The sequence below is a fragment of the Pseudomonas sp. JV449 genome, assembly GCF_032424295.1.
GTDB classification, from domain to species: Bacteria; Pseudomonadota; Gammaproteobacteria; order Pseudomonadales; family Pseudomonadaceae; genus Aquipseudomonas; species Aquipseudomonas marginalis.
This window is the reverse complement of the sequence record NZ_VYKD01000019.1, coordinates 216,062-232,492: the sequence shown is the minus strand read 5'-3', so window position 1 is coordinate 232,492 and position 16,431 is coordinate 216,062. Positions and strand designations below refer to the sequence as shown.

Below are 16,431 nucleotides of genomic sequence, written 5' to 3'. Positions count from 1 at the left end.
CGTGGCGACCTGAATATTTCGGGATGTTTCAGATTTATGTCAAGCCTGGCCCTCCGCACTGCTGATACCCATTCCCGCCGCGCTGCGTTGACCCTGGCCTTATGCCTGCCCAGTGACGTGTTGCTCTATCTGCTGCTGCCCATGGAGTCCCAGGCCTTCGGCATCACGCTCGCCCAGGCCGGGGTGTTGCTGGCGGCCAACCGCCTGGTGCGGATTTTCGGCTATCGGCATGTGTTGAATTTCTACGCGCGCAACGGTGATCGCCTGACCTGCATGATTGCCGCCGGCGCCGCAACGCTGTGCGCCCTGGGCAATTCGGTGCTGTCGGGTTTTGCCGCGTTGTTGGGGCTGCGGCTGGTGTGGGGCCTGTGTTTTGCCGCGTTGAACCTGTCGACTCAGGTATTGGCCACCTCCGAACCGGAGGGCGCCGCGCGCCGGGCCGGGCGTTCGCGGGCCCTGATCGCCTGGGGGCCGATGCTGGCGTTGCCGTTCGGTGGCTGGCTGACGCTGTGGGCCGGGCCGCGTCCGATCTTTGTGATCCTCGCCGGCTGTTGCCTGGTGGGGCTGTGGATGGCGCGCGGCCTGCCCAGCGCCGCGCATGATTTGCACAGCACCCCGGGGCGCCGTTTCAAGTGGCCCGACAGCGTGGCGCTGTGGTCGTTTATCGAAGGCGTGGCGCTGGATGGACTGTTTATTTTCGGTCTGTCGATCCAGGCGCAGAAGCTGCTCGGCGGTAATGCGGTGCTGATCGCCGGCGGCTTGATGGCCCTGCGTTATGTCTCGGAAATGCTCCTGAGCCCCCTGGGAGGTCACGCCGCCCAGCGCTTTGGCGCGACCTCGATGTTGTTGCTGTTTTCGTTCCTGAGTGCCTTGGCCTTGACGGCGTTCGGCAGCTATTGGGTGATTGTCGGCGCGGCGGCGGTGTTGGTGCTGCGCGCGTTGCAACTGCCCCTGGTGACCACCCTGGTCGCCGAGCGCAACCCCGGTTCGCTGCGGGTGTCGGCCCTGGCGTCGAATGCGGTATGGCGTGACATCGGTGCGGGCCTCGGGCCACTGCTGGCAGGCCTGCTGTTGCCGGTGGCCTCGGCACCCCTGGTGTTTGGCGTGGCGGGTGCGGCGATTGCGGTGAGTGCGTTGTTCTGCTGGCGCACCCGTGTGGCAGCAGACTGACTTACGTGCGTTTCAATCCTTCCAGCCAGGCGGGATCAAAGCGGGTTTGTTCGGTGTCGATCCCCAGTGCCAGCATCGTGTTCTTATGCGCGTCCATTTCACCGACCAACTGCGCCTGGGCACTGGAGTTGGCGTCCAGGGCGTGCATCTGCGTCAGCCCCAGGTGATAGAAACGCAGTATCTTCATGGCCGTCGGATCATTCGCCTGCACACGCTCGGTGACGGTGTGCATCACGTTGGTCACGCGCATCAGGGTGCGCTTGAGCTGCCAGCCATACACGGCCGGTGCCAGCCACGGTTGGGTGCGGAACGGGCCGCGCAGCAGGGCGACCGTTATCAACACCCCGGCGAATACGCCACCGACATTAAAGCGGAAGTTGTCACCGCCGGGTTCGCCGAACAGCATCACCGCCAGGCTCGACAGCAGCATGGCCAGGGCCACGAACAGCACGGCCACGATCAGCGTGCTGCGGCGCGTCTGTTGGCGGTAGGTGACGGGGTCGCAGGGTTTGAGCTCGAACATCCGGTCCAGGTCTCCAGGGCGGGTAGAGGGGAAGGCATCTTCTCATGGTCAGCGGTCAGTGGTGGGGCAATCAAGTTGAACCATGATCTGGGGCAGTTTCTCTAAACCGGTGTAGTCCCTTTGAGGTCAACCACCATGCCCGAATACAAGCAGCCACCGCCCGGAACCCCCGACCCTGACCGCACGCCCGGTGAAGAGGAGCGCGACAACGATGCCTTGCGCCCCAATGACCCGAAAGAGCGTGACGCCCAGGATGATGTGGAGCGCGTCGAAGACGACCTGGAAAACCTCCACGACAAAGCTCGCCCGCTATAACAGGAGACCATGATGAATAAGCGCTCGGATGGACCGCCCTCCAATGAACACGCCAGCGGCAAGGATGAGCTGGGATTTGATCCGGACTCGCCCGATGTGGCTGATCCGCAGGTTGATCCCATCGGTCCGGCCATCGCCCCTCTGGATAAAAAGGCCAAGGACGACGGGAAAAAAAAGCCGCCCTACGATCCGTTGGGCGACTTGAAGAAATGAGCTGGGCCCCGCCAATGAGCGGGGCTTTTTGTTTATCTGGGCGGCATCCAGGTGACGTCGGTAATGCCGTACTTCTCGGCCCACGGGCGCGTGGTTTTTTTCACTTGCTCATGGCCGACCCGGCCGATACGGCTCACATGCGCAATGTCAGCGTCAACGGCTGCCCAGTGCCAGGCCTCGGCGTTGTTCATCACTTCGGCACGCACCACAAAGGACTTCGGTTGACCGTGCAGTTGGTAGTGGATGGTGTAGATTTTTGCGGTACTCATGTTGCCTCCCTGTCTTGTTATAGATGGATAGGGAACGGTTTAAAAAGGTTCACTCAAAATGACAATCTGCATGCTTGCGCGGCATAGTGACGCATTCCTCCCGCGCCCAAGGATCGCGCCATGCCCCTCCTGAACCACAGCCGCCTGTACCTGCAACGCTTGGGTTACGACTCGCCACCACCGCCCACCCTGCAGACCCTGCGGGATTTGCAACTGCGTCATGTGTGCACCTTCGCCTTCGAAAGCCTGTCGACCCTGCTGCGCCTGCCGGTGCCGATCGACTTGCCCAGCGTCGAGCAGAAAGTCCTGTTCGATGGGCGGGGTGGGTATTGCTATGAGTTGAACCAGATGTTCCTGGCGCTGTTGCAGGAACTGGGGTTCGAGGCGCGCGGCATTACCGGGCGGGTTGTGATGGGTGGTCCGCCGGACGCACGTACGGCGCGCACCCATCGCCTGAGCCTGGTGACCCTGGACGACGTGCGCTACATCACCGACGTCGGCTTTGGTGGCATGGTGCCCAGCAGTCCGTTGCAGTTGGACACGCAGGCCGTGCAGGCCACGGCCCATGAGCCGTATCGCCTGACACTCAATGAGCAGGAGGGCAGCTACACGTTGTGGGCCGAGGTCGCGGGGGAGTGGCGTGGCTTGTATGTGTTCGACCTGCAAGTGCAGGCAGACATCGACTACGAAATCGGTAACTGGTACGTCTCGACCCATCCAGGTTCGCCGTTCCTGGGCCAATTGAAAGTCGCACGCCTGGCAGCGGGCGAACGCCACACCTTGAACAACGCCCACTATGGGATTCACTACCTGGATCGGCCGAGTGACAAGCGTGTGATCCAGAGCGCCGACGAGCTGCTGGACGTACTGGGCACTACCTTTGGGATTCGCGTGCCGGTTCACCCTCAGCTTGATTCAACCCTTGAGGGCTTGGTAATGGCTGCACGCCAGGAGTATTGATCTAGAGCCATCGCTGAACCGTTTTACCTCCAAGTGGGGGCAAATTTTTTCGAACCTTTGGTGCCAGCCTGGGTTCGAAGCGTTTCCTGAATAATTTGCCCACCAGACAAGGAGATGTAAACGATGTCCAAACTATTCGGAAACCTCCTCAAGCATTCCTCACTGCTGGCGCTGGTCGCCGCGCCAGCAGTGGTGTTCGCCGCACCGTCCACTGACCCGATTTCTACCTTTGGGATTCTGGGCAGCTACAACGACTTCAAGCTCGAAGGCGGTAGTGAAAGTGATAAGGACCACATGCCCGAAGCCGGTCTTTTCTACAACTTCGGCAACAAGCTCACCGCCGAGTCGGGCTTTATCTACCAGGCAGGTGTGGAAGCCAAGTACGGTAAAAAGAGTGATAACAAACTCAAGGAAGGCCAGGCCGACCTGGATCTCGGCTGGCGTGCCGCGCTGGATGCGCGCAACTTCGTCGACGTGATCGTTGGCGGCGGTTACAGCTGGACCCGCTATGAGCTGGACTCGAACGACTACGACATGGAACTCACCAACAAGTCGCCCTTCGCCAAGGCAGCCCTGGGCTACAACCATCAGTTCAATGACATGACGCTGCGTTTCGAAGCCGGTGCGCGTCGCACCATTGATGGTCGTACCAAGCTCAAGGTGGACGGCGTGGGCAGCGACACCGTAGACCTCAAGGACCGCACTAACCCGTATGCGGAAGTCAGCCTGCTGATGAACCAGAAGGGCGACCTGCCGGTGATGGCGGGCCTTTACTACACCCGCACCGAATACAAGCTCGACGGTGATTCCGAAGTGGCCGATAACACTCGGCTCAAGCGGGATGAGTACGGGGTCAAGCTAGGCATCGCGTTCTGACGCGGTTGCAATGTAAAACGCCCCGAACATTCGGGGCGTTTTTTTGGGCTGTTGCAGGTCAGCCCAGAACGCAAAAACGGCGCCCTGGGGCGCCGTTTCTGTTGATTCGCATACCGCTAAGGGATCAAACCCCCAGCACCGCGTGCTGCACCAGGGTCAGCAACGGTTGTGGGTACACGCCGAGGAAGAAGGCGAGCAGGGCGATAGCCAGCAGCATCACGCCACCGGCTTTCTGTTCCCAGTGCAGCTCAGCATCCACACGGCGCAGGTTTGGCTCGATCAGGTACAGGGTGACCATCACGCGCAGGTAGTAGAACACGCCGATGGCACTGCCCAGCACCAGGGACGCAACCAGCCACCACTCGTGGGCTTCGACACCGGTCGCGACGATGTAGAACTTGCCGATAAAGCCCGCGGTCAGCGGGATACCGGCCAGGGACAGCATCATCACGGTGAGTACGGCGGTCAGGTACGGACGGCGCCAGAACAGGCCGCGGTATTCGTACAGGGCGTCGGCGTCACGGCCCTTGTAAGGCGAGGACATCAGGGTGATCACGCCGAACGCGCCGAGGCTGGTGATCACGTAGGTGACCAGGTACACGCCGATGGCTTCCACGGCCAGGCCTTTGCTCGCCACCAGGGCGATCAACAGGTAGCCGAAGTGGGCGATGGACGAGTAACCCAGCAGACGCTTGAGGTTGTTCTGGGTCAGCGCCAGCAGGTTGCCGAACAGGATCGACGCGATGGCGATCACGGTCAACACGTTGCTCAGCACGCCGGTGTTGGCGGCAGGCGAGATCTGGAACAGACGCACCATCACCGCAAACACAGCGACCTTGGACGCGGTCGCCAGGAACGCCGCCACCGGCGCCGGGGCGCCTTCGTACACGTCCGGGGTCCACAGGTGGAACGGCACCAGCGACAGCTTGAACGCCAGGCCGATCAGCATCATCGCCAGGCCCAGTTGGGCAATCGGCGCGGGGCTGTTGGTGGCGGCCAGGGCGTGACCGATACCGGTGAAGCTCAGGCTGCCGGCTTCGGCGTAGAGCAGGGCCATACCGAACAACAGGAACGCGGAACCGGCGGCCGACAGCACCATGTACTTGATGCCGGCTTCCAGGGAACGCTTGTTGAAGAAGGCGTAGGCCACCAGGCCGTAGGTCGGGATCGACAGCAGTTCCAGGCCGATGAACAAGCCGGCCAGGTGCTGCGCGCTGACCAGCACGATACCGCCGGCCGCAGCCAGCAGGATCAGCAGGTACAGCTCTTCGCGGTTGCCCGGGTAGCCGGTGCCGCCTTCGCCGAGGTAGGCGTGGGCGAGGGTGACGCAGGCGAGGGTGGCGACGAGGATCAGCGCGATATACAGCAGCGCGAAATCATCGACCATCATCAGCGGGGTCACCGCCAGTGGCGCGACCTTGAGTGCCGGGATAATCGACAGCAAGGCCAGGTTCAAACCGGCGCAGGACAGCAGGAACGTTTGTGAGTGATTGCGGCGCCAGGCGATCGCCAGCATCACCACCACGATGGTGAGGCTGGTGATCAGCAGCGGCGCAAGCGCGATAAAGTGTTGGATCGTGAATTCCATAGCGCTCTTACCGGGCCGAAGCGAGTTGAGAGAAGGCGGTGCCGAACCACTGCTGCACGCCATGCATCGTCGCGGCAGAAGTGTCCAGGAACGGTTGCGGGTACACGCCGATGTAGATCAGCAATACCGCAAGGCCGAGCACCATGATCAGTTCGCGAGCATCCATCCCTTTCAGGACGGCGTCGGACTTGGCCGGGCCGAAGTAGGCGCGGTGGATCATGATCAGCGAGTAGACCGAACCGAATACCAGGCCGGAGGTAGCAATGGCGCTGATCCACGGTGTTTGCACGAAGGCACCCATCAGGATCAGGAACTCGCCGATGAAGTTACCGGTACCCGGCAAGCCCAGGGAAGCGGCGGCGAAGAACAGGCTGATCGCCGGCAGGTACGCAATGCGCGACCACACGCCGCCCATCTCACGCATGTCACGGGTGTGCAGGCGCTCGTACAACTGGCCACTCAGGATAAAGAGTGCCGCGGCCGAGACACCGTGGGCCAACATCTGGATCACCGCACCTTGCAACGCCAGCTGGCTGCCGGAGTAGATGCCGATCAGTACGAAGCCCATGTGGGAAACGGACGAGAAGGCAATCAGACGCTTGATGTCGGTTTGGGCGAACGCGAGGAATGCACCGTAGAAGATCCCGATCAGGCCGAGGGTCATGGCAATCGGCGCGAACTCGGCCGAGGCGTTCGGGAACAGCGGCAGGGCGAAACGCAGCAGGCCGTAGGCCGCCGTCTTCAGCAGGATACCGGCCAGGTCCACGGAACCGGCGGTCGGCGCCTGGGCGTGAGCGTCAGGCAGCCAGGAGTGGAACGGCACCACCGGCAGCTTCACCGCGAAGGCGATGAAGAAGCCCAGCATCAGGATGTACTCGGTGGTCAGGGACATCTTGGTTTTCAACAGGTCGGCGTAGTTGAAGGTAATCACGCCAGTCGAGTTGAAGTTGACCAGTACCAGGCCCAGGATCGCCACCAACATGATCAGGCCGGAAGCCTGGGTGAAGATGAAGAACTTGGTCGCCGCGTAGATCCGGGTTTTCTTGCCGTCCGAAGAACTGTGACCCCAGAGCGCGATGAGGAAGTACATCGGCACCAGCATCATCTCCCAGAAGAAGAAGAACATGAACAGGTCGAGGGCGAGGAACACGCCGACAACGCCGCCCAGGATCCACATCAGGTTCAGGTGGAAGAAGCCCACGTGACGCTGGATCTCTTTCCAGGAGCAGAGTACCGAGAGGATACCCAGCAGGCCGGTCAGCAGGATCATCAACAGCGACAGGCCGTCGAGGGCCAGGTGCACGTTGATGCCGAAGCGCTGGATCCACACGTGCTTGAATTCAAGCGCGAACGTTGGATCGACACCCGGTGCCGGAGCGAATGAATAGTCGCCATGGGCCCACAGCCAGAGGCCGAGTGCGAGTTCCAGGGACATGGTCAGCAACGCAATCCAGCGGGGGAGGGTGGCGCCGAAGCGTTCACCCATCCAGCAGAGCAGGCCGCCGATAAAGGGGATCAGGATTAGCCAGGGCAGAATCATGACGGGCTCGTTTCCTTTCGCAAGTTCGCAAAGTTCATATCAGACCGCTACCACAACGATGGCGCCGATCACCAGCACGGCACCAGCAGCCATGGAAGCCGCATACCAACGCAACTGGCCGGTCTCGGTACGGCTCAGGGCGGTGTGACCGCCTTTGGCCGCGCGCGGGATCAAACCGATGGTCTGGTCGAGCGGGTCTTTACGCAGTACATGACTGATGGCCAGGTAGGGCTTGACGAACAGTTTGTCGTAGAGCCAGTCGAAGCCCCAGGCGGCGAACCACCAGGCCGAGAGGAAACGGCCGATGCCACTGTTGGCCACGGCGGTCACGAAGCGACGCTTGCCGAGGAACAGCAGGGCCGCCAGCAGGATGCCGGCGATGGCAATGGCGCCCGAGGCGATTTCCAGACTGTGCTTGGCGGCGCCGCCGGCATGGCCGGCGCTTTCCGGCAGTACACCGGCCAGTGGCGGGGTGATCAGCGCGCCGATGAAGGTCGACAGGATGATCAGCACCGACAGTGGCAGCCAGTGGGAGATGCCATGGCCTGCGTGGGCTTCGGTCTTGGCTTCACCGTGGAAGGTGATGAAGATCAGGCGGAAGGTGTACAGCGAGGTCATGAACGCACCCACCAGGCCTGCGTACAGCAGGTTCTGGTTACCGCTGGCAAAGGCTTCCCAGAGGATTTCGTCCTTGGAGTAGAAACCGGCGGTCACCAGCGGCAGGGCGGCCAGGGCGGCACCACCGACGATGAAGCTGGCGTAGGCCAGTGGCAGTTTCTTCCACAGGCCGCCCATCTTGAAGATGTTCTGCTCGTGGTGGCAGGCCACGATCACCGCACCGGAGGCCAGGAACAGCAGGGCCTTGAAGAAGGCGTGGGTCATCAGGTGGAAGATCGCCGCGTCCCAGGCGCCGACGCCCAGGGCCAGGAACATGTAGCCAATCTGGCTCATGGTCGAGTAGGCGAGGATCCGCTTGATGTCGGTCTGCACCAGCGCGGCGAAGCCGGCCAGTACCAGGGTCACGCCGCCGACGATGCCCACCAGGTGCAGGATGTCCGGCGCCAGGGTGAACAGGCCGTGGGTACGGGCGATCAGGTAGACACCGGCGGTAACCATGGTTGCGGCGTGGATCAGTGCCGACACCGGGGTAGGACCGGCCATGGCATCCGCCAGCCAGGTCTGCAGCGGCAGTTGCGCGGATTTACCCACGGCGCCGCCCAGCAGCATCAGGGTCGCCAGGGTGATCCAGAAGTCGCCGACCTGGAATTTCTGCGGTGCCAGCACCAGCAGTTCCTGGATGTTCAGCGTGCCCACCTGTTGGAACAGGATGAACAGGCCGATGGCCATGAACACGTCGCCGATACGGGTGACGATAAACGCCTTGAGTGCCGCGTTACCGTTGTTGCGGTTGCTGTAGTAGAAACCGATCAACAGGTACGAGCACAGGCCCACGCCCTCCCAGCCGAAGTACAGGAACAACAGGTTATCGCCGAGCACCAGGAACAGCATGCTGGCGATAAACAGGTTGGTGTACGAGAAGAAGCGCGAGTAGCCCGCTTCACCGCGCATGTACCAGGACGCGAACAGGTGGATCAGGAAGCCCACGCCCACCACCACGCCAAGCATGGTGATCGACAGGCCATCGACGTAGAGGGCGAAGTTGGGCTTGAAGCCTTCCACCGACATCCACTGCCACAGCACCAGGGTGTAGTGGCCGCCTTCCGGCGGCGCCACGTTGAATTGCCAGATGACGTAGGCGGCAACGATGGCCGACAGGCCAATGGAGCCCACACCGATCAGGGCAGAAAGGTTTTCCGACCAGCGTCCGCGAGAGAACGACAGCAGCAGGAAACCGATCAGGGGAAATACGAAAGTCAGAAAGATCATGTTCATCCGCGCATCTCACTGGCAGCGTCGATATCAAGCGTGTGGAAGCGACGATACAGTTGCAGCAGGATCGCCAGGCCGATACTGGCCTCGGCGGCTGCCAGGCTGATCACCAGGATGAACATGACTTGTCCATCCGGCTGGCCCCAACGTGCACCTGCAACGATGAACGCCAGTGCCGCAGCGTTCATCATGATTTCCAGGCTCATCAACACGAACAGAATGTTACGGCGAACCATCAGGCCGACCAGGCCAAGGCAGAACAGGATGCCGGCGACCGCCAGACCATGCTCCAAAGGGATAGCAGGCATCGTCATTGCTCCTTGGCTTCGTTGCGGCCCAAGTGGAAGGCAGTGATGGCTGCGGCGAGCAGCAGCATCGACGCCAGTTCGACCACCAGCAGGTACGGGCCGAACAGGCTGATGCCCACGGCTTTCGCGTCCACGGTGGTATGGCCGATGGCCTGGCCGCTCTGGTGAGCGAACAGCACATACAGCAGTTCACCCAGCAGCAGCGCTGCGAGGACAACCGGGCCGAGCCAGATGCCGGGCTTGAGCCAGACGCGTTCCTGGGCGACCGAGGCCGGCCCGAGGTTGAGCATCATCACCACAAACACGAACAGCACCATGATGGCGCCGGCGTAGGCGATCACTTCCAGCACACCGGCGAACGGTGCGCCGAGGCTGAAGAAGGTCATGGCCACGGCGATCAGCGAAATGATCAGGTAGAGCAGGGCGTGCACGGGGTTGGTGTTGGTGATCACGCGAAGCGTGGACACAACCGCGATACCCGATGCGAAATAGAAAGCGAATTCCATCTTTCTTCCTTAAGGCAGCAAGCTCTTCACGTTGATCGGCTCGGCTTCGTTTTGTGCGGCGCCTTTCGGCTTACCGGCAACGGCCATACCTGCAACACGATAGAAGTTGTAATCAGGGTTTTTACCGGGACCAGAGATCAGCAGATCTTCTTTCTCGTACACCAGGTCCTGACGTTTGAACTCGGCCATCTCGAAATCCGGTGTGAGCTGGATCGCGGTGGTCGGGCAAGCTTCCTCGCAGAGGCCGCAGAAAATGCAGCGCGAGAAGTTGATGCGGAAGAAGTCCGGGTACCAGCGACCGTCTTCGGTTTCAGCTTTCTGCAGGGAGATGCAACCCACCGGGCACGCCACGGCGCACAGGTTGCAGGCCACGCAACGCTCTTCGCCATCGGGGTCGCGGGTCAGCACGATGCGGCCGCGATAGCGCGGCGGCAGGTACACCGCTTCTTCCGGGTATTGCAGGGTGTCGCGTTTACGGAAGCCGTGACCGAACACCATCACCAGGCTTCGCAACTGGGTACCGGTACCCTTAACGATGTCGCCAATATATTTGAACATGGGTCAAATCCTCACTGAACCGCGCCCGCTGGCGTGTTCAACAACACAACGGCAGCAGTCACCAGCAAATTGATCAGGGTCAGCGGCAGGCAGAAACGCCAGCTGAAATCCATCACCTGGTCATATCGTGGACGCGGAATGGAAGCGCGCAGCAGGATAAACAGCATGATGAAGAACGCGGTCTTCAGGAAGAACCAGAAGAACGCCAGCTGCGGCAGGATGCCGAACGGACCGTGCCAGCCGCCGAAGAACAGCGTGACCAGCAGGGCCGAGATCAAGATGATGCCGATGTATTCACCGACGAAGAACATGCCCCATTTCATGCCGGCGTATTCAATGTGGTAACCGTCGGCCAGTTCCTGTTCCGCTTCCGGCTGGTCGAACGGGTGACGGTGAGTCACGGCCACGCCGGCGATGAAGAAGGTACAGAAGCCGAAGAACTGCGGAATGATGAACCACAGGTTCTGCGCCTGGTACTCGACGATGTCGCGCATGTTGAACGAGCCGACCTGCACCACGATGCCCATCAGCGCGAGGCCCATGAACACTTCGTAGGACACGGTCTGGGCCGAGGCCCGCAGGCTGCCCAGCAGGGCGAACTTGTTGTTGCTCGACCAGCCGGCGAACAGCACCGCGTAGACCGACAGGCCGGCCATGGCGAAGAAGAACAGCAAGCCGATGTTCAGGTCCGCCACGCCCCAGGTCGGGGTGATCGGGATGATCGCGAAGGCGATCAGCAAGGCGCTCATGGCCACGACCGGTGCCAGGGTGAAAATCACCTTGTCGGCAAACGGCGGGGTCCAGTCTTCCTTGAAGAACATCTTCAGCATGTCGGCGGCGATCTGGAACATACCGAACGGGCCAACGCGGTTCGGACCGTAACGGTCCTGCCACCAGCCCAGCAGGCGACGTTCGACGAAGCTGAGCAGGGCGCCCGCGACGACCACGGCCAACAGGATCACGATGGCCTTGACGACCGAGATGATCACGTCGATCACTTCAGGGGTGAACCAGGTCATTGCGCTGCCTCCTGCAGACCGTCAACGGTTTTGCCGAAGATCGCCGGCGGGATGCCGGCAAGGCCTTTAGGCAGGGCAACCAGGCCGGCACCCAGCTCTTCGTTGATACGCAGCGGCAGACGCAGGGTCTGGCCGGCCACGGTCACGCTGAGCAAGGCTCCGTCGTTGACGCCCAGGCGGTCGGCTTCGGACTTGGCCACGGACACGTAGGCCTCGGGAATGCGCTCTTGTACCGGCGCGGCCTTGGAAGAGGTCTCTTCGCTGCCGAACAGGTGGAAGAACGGCACGACCTGCCAGGTGCCCTGGGCCGGGTTGAACGGACGCGGGACCGCAGCGAACCAGTTCAGCGCGTCGCCCTGGGGTTCGATCAGGCGGGTGCCCGGGTCGCCGGCGCGGATGTGACCACCGACTTCGTCCTGGAACTTGTTCCAGGCCTGTGGCGAGTTCCAGCCCGGCGACCAGGCAAACGGCACCTGCTGACGTGGCTCGACCGAACCCGAATAACCTTCCATGGAGAAGGCAAACGCGGTGTCGTTGTCTTGCGGGGTACGTGGCTCGTGCACGCTGATGTCGGCGCGCATGGCGGTACGACCGGAGTAACGCAGCGGCTCACGGGCGAGCTTCATGCCCTTGATGCGGAACGCGGCGGACGGTGCGGCGTCGACGATACGCGCCAGCTGCGGCGCGCTCGCGGCGGCTGCGGCGGTGACGTGGTCGAGCTGGGTCCAGTCGATCGGCTGGTTCAGCAGGGTCGCGCGCAGGGCATGCAGCCAGCGCCAGCCTTCGTGAACCAGGATGCTGGCGTCCATGTACTTCGGATCGAACACCTGGAAGAAGCGCTGGGCACGGCCTTCCTGGCTGACCAGGGTGCCGTCGCCTTCGGCGAAGGTAGCGGCTGGCAGTACCAGGTCGGCACGCTCGCTGGTGGCGGTCTTCTGGTGGTCGGCGACGATCAGGACCTTGGCGGCGTTCAGCGCAGCGTCAACCTTGGCGGCGTCGGTGCGGGTGTACAGGTCGTTTTCCAGCACCACGATCGCATCGGCAGTGCCGTCGATCACGGTTTGCAGGGCGGCGTCCAGGGACTCGCCACCGAGCATGGCCAGGCCGAGGCTGTTGGCTTCCGGCACCACCAGGCTGATGGAGCCGTTCTTGTCGCGCAGCTTCAAGGCCTTGGCGATGTTGGCGGCGGCTTCGATCAAGGCCTTGGAACCCAGCGAGGTACCGGCAATGATCAATGGACGCTTGGCTGCCAGCAGGGCGTCGGCAATGCGCTGGGCCAGTTCGACGGCTTCAGTGTCCAGGCCTTCGACTGCCGGCGCGCTGGCATCGAGGGCGTGGGCCACGGCGAAACCGATGCGGGCCAGGTCGTCCGGTGCGGCGTGGACGCATTCTTCGGCGATGTCGTCGAGCTTGGTTTCCGCCAGGCTGGCGATAAACAGCGGGTTCAGCGCGTGCTGGCCGATGTTTTTCACCGCAGCGTCGAGCCAAGGCTGGACGCGCATGGCGTCGGCCATGTCTTCGGCCTTGCCTTTGACCGACTGGCGCAGGGACAGCGCGATACGCGCGGCGGTCTGGGTCAGGTCTTCACCGAGCACGAAGATGGCATCGTGGTCTTCGATGTCGCGCATGTTCGGCACCGGCAGCGGGCTGTCGTTCAGCACCTGCAGGACCAGGCGGATGCGCTCAAGCTCACCGGCTTCGATACCGGAGTAGAAGTGCTCGGCACCCACCAGCTCACGCAACGCGTAGTTGCTTTCGAGGCTGGCGCGGGGCGAGCCGATACCGACGATGTTGCGGCCGCGCAGCAGGTCGGCGGCTTTGTCCAGCGCCGCGTCCAGGCTCAGCTTGGCGCCATCGGCCAGCAGTGGCTGGCGTGGACGGTCTTCACGGTTGACGTAGCCATAGCCGAAACGACCACGGTCGCACAGGAAGTACTGGTTGACCGAACCGTTGAAGCGGTTTTCGATGCGACGCAGTTCGCCGTAGCGTTCGCCCGGGGAGATGTTGCAACCGCTCGAGCAGCCGTGGCAGATGCTCGGCGAGAACTGCATGTCCCACTTGCGGTTGTAGCGCTCGGAGTGGGTCTTGTCGGTGAACACACCGGTCGGGCAGACCTCGGTGAGGTTGCCGGAGAACTCGCTTTCGAGCACGCCGTCTTCAACGCGACCGAAGTACACGTTGTCGTGGGCGCCGAATACGCCGAGGTCGGTGCCGCCGGCGTAGTCTTTATAGAAGCGTACGCAGCGGTAGCAGGCGATGCAGCGGTTCATCTCGTGGGAAATGAACGGGCCCAGTTGCTGGTTCTGGTGGGTACGCTTGGTGAAGCGATAACGGCGCTCGTTGTGGCCGGTCATCACCGTCATGTCTTGCAGGTGGCAGTGACCGCCTTCCTCACAGACCGGGCAGTCGTGGGGGTGGTTGGTCATCAGCCATTCGACAACGCTGGCGCGGAACGCCTTGGATTCTTCATCGTCGATGGAGATCCAGGTGTTGTCGGTGGCTGGGGTCATGCAGGACATGACGATACGACCACGGGTGTCGTTTTCGTCGGTGTACTGCTTGACCGCACACTGGCGACAGGCACCGACGCTACCAAGCGCGGGGTGCCAGCAGAAATACGGGATATCGAGGCCGAGTGACAGACACGCCTGTAACAGGTTGTCCGCCCCATCGACTTCGAGCGCTTTGCCGTCTACGTGGATAGTGGCCATGGTTCAAAGTTCTTCGTTGGCCCGTTGTCAGCGGGCGTGGCTAATGGAATCTTGTTATTCATGTGCATCTACACAGCCTTCACGGCGTCAGCACATGAGCAGGCGAAGGGCACGGACCCTTTGCCTGTTTAAGCGTTACGCGCCGACTACGATCGGCCTTGCCAGAGGCGGGACGGCGGCGCTGGTGGGCGCGATGCCGGCTTCGAACTCCGAGCGGAAGTATTTGATTGCGCTGCCCAATGGCTCCACGGCGCCCGGTGCGTGAGCACAGAAGGTCTTGCCTGGGCCGAGGAAACCGACCAGGCCCAGCAGGGTTTCGATATCACCCTCGCGGCCTTCGCCATTTTCCAGGGCCATCAGCAGCTTGACGCTCCACGGCAAACCGTCGCGGCAGGGGGTGCAGAAGCCGCAGGATTCGCGGGCAAAGAACTGCTCCATGTTGCGCAGCAGCGAGACCATGTTCACGGTGTTGTCCACCGCCATCGCCAGGCCGGTACCCATCCGGGTGCCCACCTTGCCGATGCCGCCGGCATACATCTGTGCGTCGAGGTGCTCGGGCAACAGGAAGCCGGTGCCGGCGCCGCCTGGCTGCCAGGCCTTGAGGGTGTAGCCGTCGCGCATGCCGCCGGCGTAGTCCTCGAACAGCTCGCGTGCGGTCACGCCGAACGGCAGTTCCCACAGGCCAGGGTTCTTGACCTTGCCGGAGAAGCCCATGAGCTTGGTGCCCATGTCTTCACTGCCTTCGCGAGCCAACGATTTGTACCAGTCCACGCCGTCGGCGATGATCGCCGGCACGTTGCACAGGGTCTCGACGTTGTTCACGCAGGTCGGCTTGCCCCACACGCCCACGGCGGCAGGGAAGGGCGGCTTGGAGCGCGGGTTGGCGCGGCGGCCTTCGAGGGAGTTGATCAGTGCGGTTTCTTCACCGCAGATGTAACGCCCGGCGCCGGTGTGCACGAACAGTTCGAAGTCAAAACCCGAACCGAGGATGTTCTTGCCCAGCAGGCCTGCGGCCTTGGCTTCTGCCACTGCACGGTTGAGGTGCTTGGCGGCGGTGGTGTATTCGCCGCGCAGGAAGATGTAGCCACGGTAGGTTTTCAGCGCGCGGGCGCTGATCAGCATGCCTTCGATCAGCAGATGGGGCAGTTGCTCCATCAGCATGCGGTCTTTCCAGGTGTTGGGTTCCATTTCATCCGCGTTGCACAGCAGGTAGCGGATGTTGATGGATTCGTCTTTGGGCATCAGGCCCCACTTAACACCGGTGGGGAAGCCTGCACCGCCGCGACCCTTGAGGCCGGCGTCCTTCACGGTCTGGACGATGTCGTCCTGGGCCATGTCGGCGAAGGCCTTGCGCGCAGCGGCGTAGCCGTTCTTGGCCTGGTACTCGTCGAGCCATACCGGCTCGCCGTCGTCACGCAGGCGCCAGGTCAGCGGGTGGGTTTCGGCCGAACGCTTGATCAGGTTGGCCGGGCCGAAGGAAGTCAGGGTCATGGGTAGCCCTCGAGCAATTGGGTCACGCCAGCAGGCTGCACGTCACCGAATGTGTCGTCGTCAATCATCAACGCCGGCGCCTTGTCGCAGTTGCCCAGGCAGCACACCGGCAGCAGCGTGAAGCGGCCGTCCGCAGTGGTCTGGCCGAGGCCGATGCCCAGCTTGGCCTGGATCTCGCTGACCACCGACTCGTGGCCACCGATGTAGCAGACCATGCTGTCGCACACGCGAATGATGTGGCGGCCGACCGGCTGGCGGAAGATCTGGCTGTAGAACGTCGCCACGCCTTCAACGTCGCTGGCGGGGATGCCGAGGATCTCGCCGATGGCGTAGAGGGCGCCGTCCGGCACCCAGCCACGTTCCTTCTGGACGATCTTCAAGGCCTCGATCGACGCCGCGCGCGGGTCTTCGTAGTGATGCAGCTCGTGCTCGATGGCCGAGCGCTCGGTTTCACTCAAGGTGAAACGGTCTGTCTGGATAAGCGTGCTGTTCAT

At 62.3% G+C, this 16,431-nt stretch carries 17 protein-coding genes; 5 read left to right on the top strand and 12 right to left on the bottom strand.

Annotated features, from left to right (window positions below; translation table 11 throughout):
- Positions 1-36: 36 nt before the first annotated feature.
- Positions 37-1,170, top strand: a complete 1,134-nt coding sequence (locus tag F6S08_RS18710) for an MFS transporter (RefSeq protein ID WP_315872139.1) — start codon at positions 37-39, stop codon at positions 1,168-1,170.
- A gap of 1 nt (position 1,171) precedes the next feature.
- Here F6S08_RS18710 and F6S08_RS18705 read toward each other — a convergent pair whose 3' ends face one another.
- Positions 1,172-1,693 carry a DUF3087 domain-containing protein gene (locus F6S08_RS18705; RefSeq protein WP_065927058.1) on the bottom strand — a complete coding sequence of 174 codons (522 nt, stop codon included), beginning with the start codon at positions 1,691-1,693 and terminating at the stop codon, positions 1,172-1,174.
- A gap of 135 nt (positions 1,694-1,828) precedes the next feature.
- Here F6S08_RS18705 and F6S08_RS18700 point away from each other — a divergent pair, with 135 nt between their 5' ends.
- Complete coding sequence (locus F6S08_RS18700) at positions 1,829-2,008, top strand: hypothetical protein (RefSeq protein WP_027606318.1); 180 nt, start codon at positions 1,829-1,831, stop codon at positions 2,006-2,008.
- Between the two features lie 12 nt (positions 2,009-2,020).
- On the top strand, positions 2,021-2,221 hold the full coding sequence (locus F6S08_RS18695; protein WP_027606319.1) for a DUF6021 family protein: 201 nt from the start codon (positions 2,021-2,023) through the stop codon (positions 2,219-2,221).
- A 32-nt stretch (positions 2,222-2,253) separates the two neighbouring features.
- Here the strand turns inward: F6S08_RS18695 and F6S08_RS18690 are convergent, their stop codons facing one another.
- A complete protein-coding gene (locus F6S08_RS18690; RefSeq protein WP_027606320.1) occupies positions 2,254-2,490 on the bottom strand; it encodes a DUF6555 family protein in 237 nt (78 codons plus the stop codon).
- 120 nt (positions 2,491-2,610) lie between these two features.
- Between F6S08_RS18690 and F6S08_RS18685 the strand changes: the two genes are divergently transcribed.
- Complete coding sequence (locus F6S08_RS18685; RefSeq protein ID WP_315872138.1) at positions 2,611-3,450, top strand: arylamine N-acetyltransferase; 840 nt, start codon at positions 2,611-2,613, stop codon at positions 3,448-3,450.
- Between the two features lie 123 nt (positions 3,451-3,573).
- Positions 3,574-4,326, top strand: a complete 753-nt coding sequence (locus F6S08_RS18680; protein ID WP_315872137.1) for an outer membrane beta-barrel protein — start codon at positions 3,574-3,576, stop codon at positions 4,324-4,326.
- Between the two features lie 124 nt (positions 4,327-4,450).
- Here the strand turns inward: F6S08_RS18680 and nuoN are convergent, their stop codons facing one another.
- The 10 genes from nuoN to nuoE all read right to left on the bottom strand — a co-directional run bounded on the left by nuoN (position 4,451) and on the right by nuoE (position 16,431).
- Positions 4,451-5,914 (bottom strand): NADH-quinone oxidoreductase subunit NuoN, encoded by a 1,464-nt coding sequence (gene nuoN / locus F6S08_RS18675; RefSeq protein WP_003174731.1) that lies wholly within the window; start codon positions 5,912-5,914, stop codon positions 4,451-4,453.
- A gap of 7 nt (positions 5,915-5,921) precedes the next feature.
- Positions 5,922-7,454 carry an NADH-quinone oxidoreductase subunit M gene (gene nuoM / locus F6S08_RS18670; protein WP_048728604.1) on the bottom strand — a complete coding sequence of 511 codons (1,533 nt, stop codon included), beginning with the start codon at positions 7,452-7,454 and terminating at the stop codon, positions 5,922-5,924.
- A gap of 39 nt (positions 7,455-7,493) precedes the next feature.
- Entirely contained in the window at positions 7,494-9,347 is a 1,854-nt protein-coding gene (nuoL, locus tag F6S08_RS18665) for an NADH-quinone oxidoreductase subunit L (protein ID WP_065927062.1), read from the bottom strand.
- Positions 9,344-9,652 carry an NADH-quinone oxidoreductase subunit NuoK gene (nuoK, locus tag F6S08_RS18660; RefSeq protein ID WP_003174727.1) on the bottom strand — a complete coding sequence of 103 codons (309 nt, stop codon included), beginning with the start codon at positions 9,650-9,652 and terminating at the stop codon, positions 9,344-9,346. The genes nuoL and nuoK overlap by 4 nt, the downstream gene beginning before the upstream one ends.
- Before the next feature lie 2 nt (positions 9,653-9,654).
- On the bottom strand, positions 9,655-10,158 hold the full coding sequence (nuoJ, locus tag F6S08_RS18655) for an NADH-quinone oxidoreductase subunit J (RefSeq protein ID WP_003174726.1): 504 nt from the start codon (positions 10,156-10,158) through the stop codon (positions 9,655-9,657).
- 9 nt (positions 10,159-10,167) lie between these two features.
- Positions 10,168-10,716 carry an NADH-quinone oxidoreductase subunit NuoI gene (gene nuoI / locus F6S08_RS18650; RefSeq protein ID WP_003174725.1) on the bottom strand — a complete coding sequence of 183 codons (549 nt, stop codon included), beginning with the start codon at positions 10,714-10,716 and terminating at the stop codon, positions 10,168-10,170.
- Positions 10,717-10,727: 11 nt separating this feature from the next.
- The gene (nuoH, locus tag F6S08_RS18645) at positions 10,728-11,735 is read right to left on the bottom strand and encodes an NADH-quinone oxidoreductase subunit NuoH (protein WP_017137518.1); all 1,008 of its coding nucleotides are present in this window, start codon (positions 11,733-11,735) and stop codon (positions 10,728-10,730) included.
- Entirely contained in the window at positions 11,732-14,446 is a 2,715-nt protein-coding gene (nuoG, locus tag F6S08_RS18640; RefSeq protein ID WP_315872136.1) for an NADH-quinone oxidoreductase subunit NuoG, read from the bottom strand. The genes nuoH and nuoG overlap by 4 nt, the downstream gene beginning before the upstream one ends.
- A gap of 135 nt (positions 14,447-14,581) precedes the next feature.
- Positions 14,582-15,937, bottom strand: a complete 1,356-nt coding sequence (gene nuoF, locus F6S08_RS18635) for an NADH-quinone oxidoreductase subunit NuoF (protein WP_027606325.1) — start codon at positions 15,935-15,937, stop codon at positions 14,582-14,584.
- Positions 15,934-16,431: an NADH-quinone oxidoreductase subunit NuoE gene (gene nuoE, locus F6S08_RS18630; RefSeq protein WP_003232080.1), complete on the bottom strand. Its 498-nt coding sequence runs from the start codon at positions 16,429-16,431 to the stop codon at positions 15,934-15,936. Before nuoE ends, nuoF begins: the two co-directional genes overlap by 4 nt.

Coding starts and splice junctions, on each gene's coding strand:
- F6S08_RS18710 (WP_315872139.1), top strand. CDS start 37: ATGTCAAGCCTGGCCCTCCGCACTGCTGATACCCATTCCCGCCGCGCT.
- F6S08_RS18705 (WP_065927058.1), bottom strand. CDS start 1,693: ATGTTCGAGCTCAAACCCTGCGACCCCGTCACCTACCGCCAACAGACG.
- F6S08_RS18700 (WP_027606318.1), top strand. CDS start 1,829: ATGCCCGAATACAAGCAGCCACCGCCCGGAACCCCCGACCCTGACCGC.
- F6S08_RS18695 (WP_027606319.1), top strand. CDS start 2,021: ATGAATAAGCGCTCGGATGGACCGCCCTCCAATGAACACGCCAGCGGC.
- F6S08_RS18690 (WP_027606320.1), bottom strand. CDS start 2,490: ATGAGTACCGCAAAAATCTACACCATCCACTACCAACTGCACGGTCAA.
- F6S08_RS18685 (WP_315872138.1), top strand. CDS start 2,611: ATGCCCCTCCTGAACCACAGCCGCCTGTACCTGCAACGCTTGGGTTAC.
- F6S08_RS18680 (WP_315872137.1), top strand. CDS start 3,574: ATGTCCAAACTATTCGGAAACCTCCTCAAGCATTCCTCACTGCTGGCG.
- nuoN (WP_003174731.1), bottom strand. CDS start 5,914: ATGGAATTCACGATCCAACACTTTATCGCGCTTGCGCCGCTGCTGATC.
- nuoM (WP_048728604.1), bottom strand. CDS start 7,454: ATGATTCTGCCCTGGCTAATCCTGATCCCCTTTATCGGCGGCCTGCTC.
- nuoL (WP_065927062.1), bottom strand. CDS start 9,347: ATGAACATGATCTTTCTGACTTTCGTATTTCCCCTGATCGGTTTCCTG.
- nuoK (WP_003174727.1), bottom strand. CDS start 9,652: ATGCCTGCTATCCCTTTGGAGCATGGTCTGGCGGTCGCCGGCATCCTG.
- nuoJ (WP_003174726.1), bottom strand. CDS start 10,158: ATGGAATTCGCTTTCTATTTCGCATCGGGTATCGCGGTTGTGTCCACG.
- nuoI (WP_003174725.1), bottom strand. CDS start 10,716: ATGTTCAAATATATTGGCGACATCGTTAAGGGTACCGGTACCCAGTTG.
- nuoH (WP_017137518.1), bottom strand. CDS start 11,735: ATGACCTGGTTCACCCCTGAAGTGATCGACGTGATCATCTCGGTCGTC.
- nuoG (WP_315872136.1), bottom strand. CDS start 14,446: ATGGCCACTATCCACGTAGACGGCAAAGCGCTCGAAGTCGATGGGGCG.
- nuoF (WP_027606325.1), bottom strand. CDS start 15,937: ATGACCCTGACTTCCTTCGGCCCGGCCAACCTGATCAAGCGTTCGGCC.
- nuoE (WP_003232080.1), bottom strand. CDS start 16,431: ATGAACAGCACGCTTATCCAGACAGACCGTTTCACCTTGAGTGAAACC.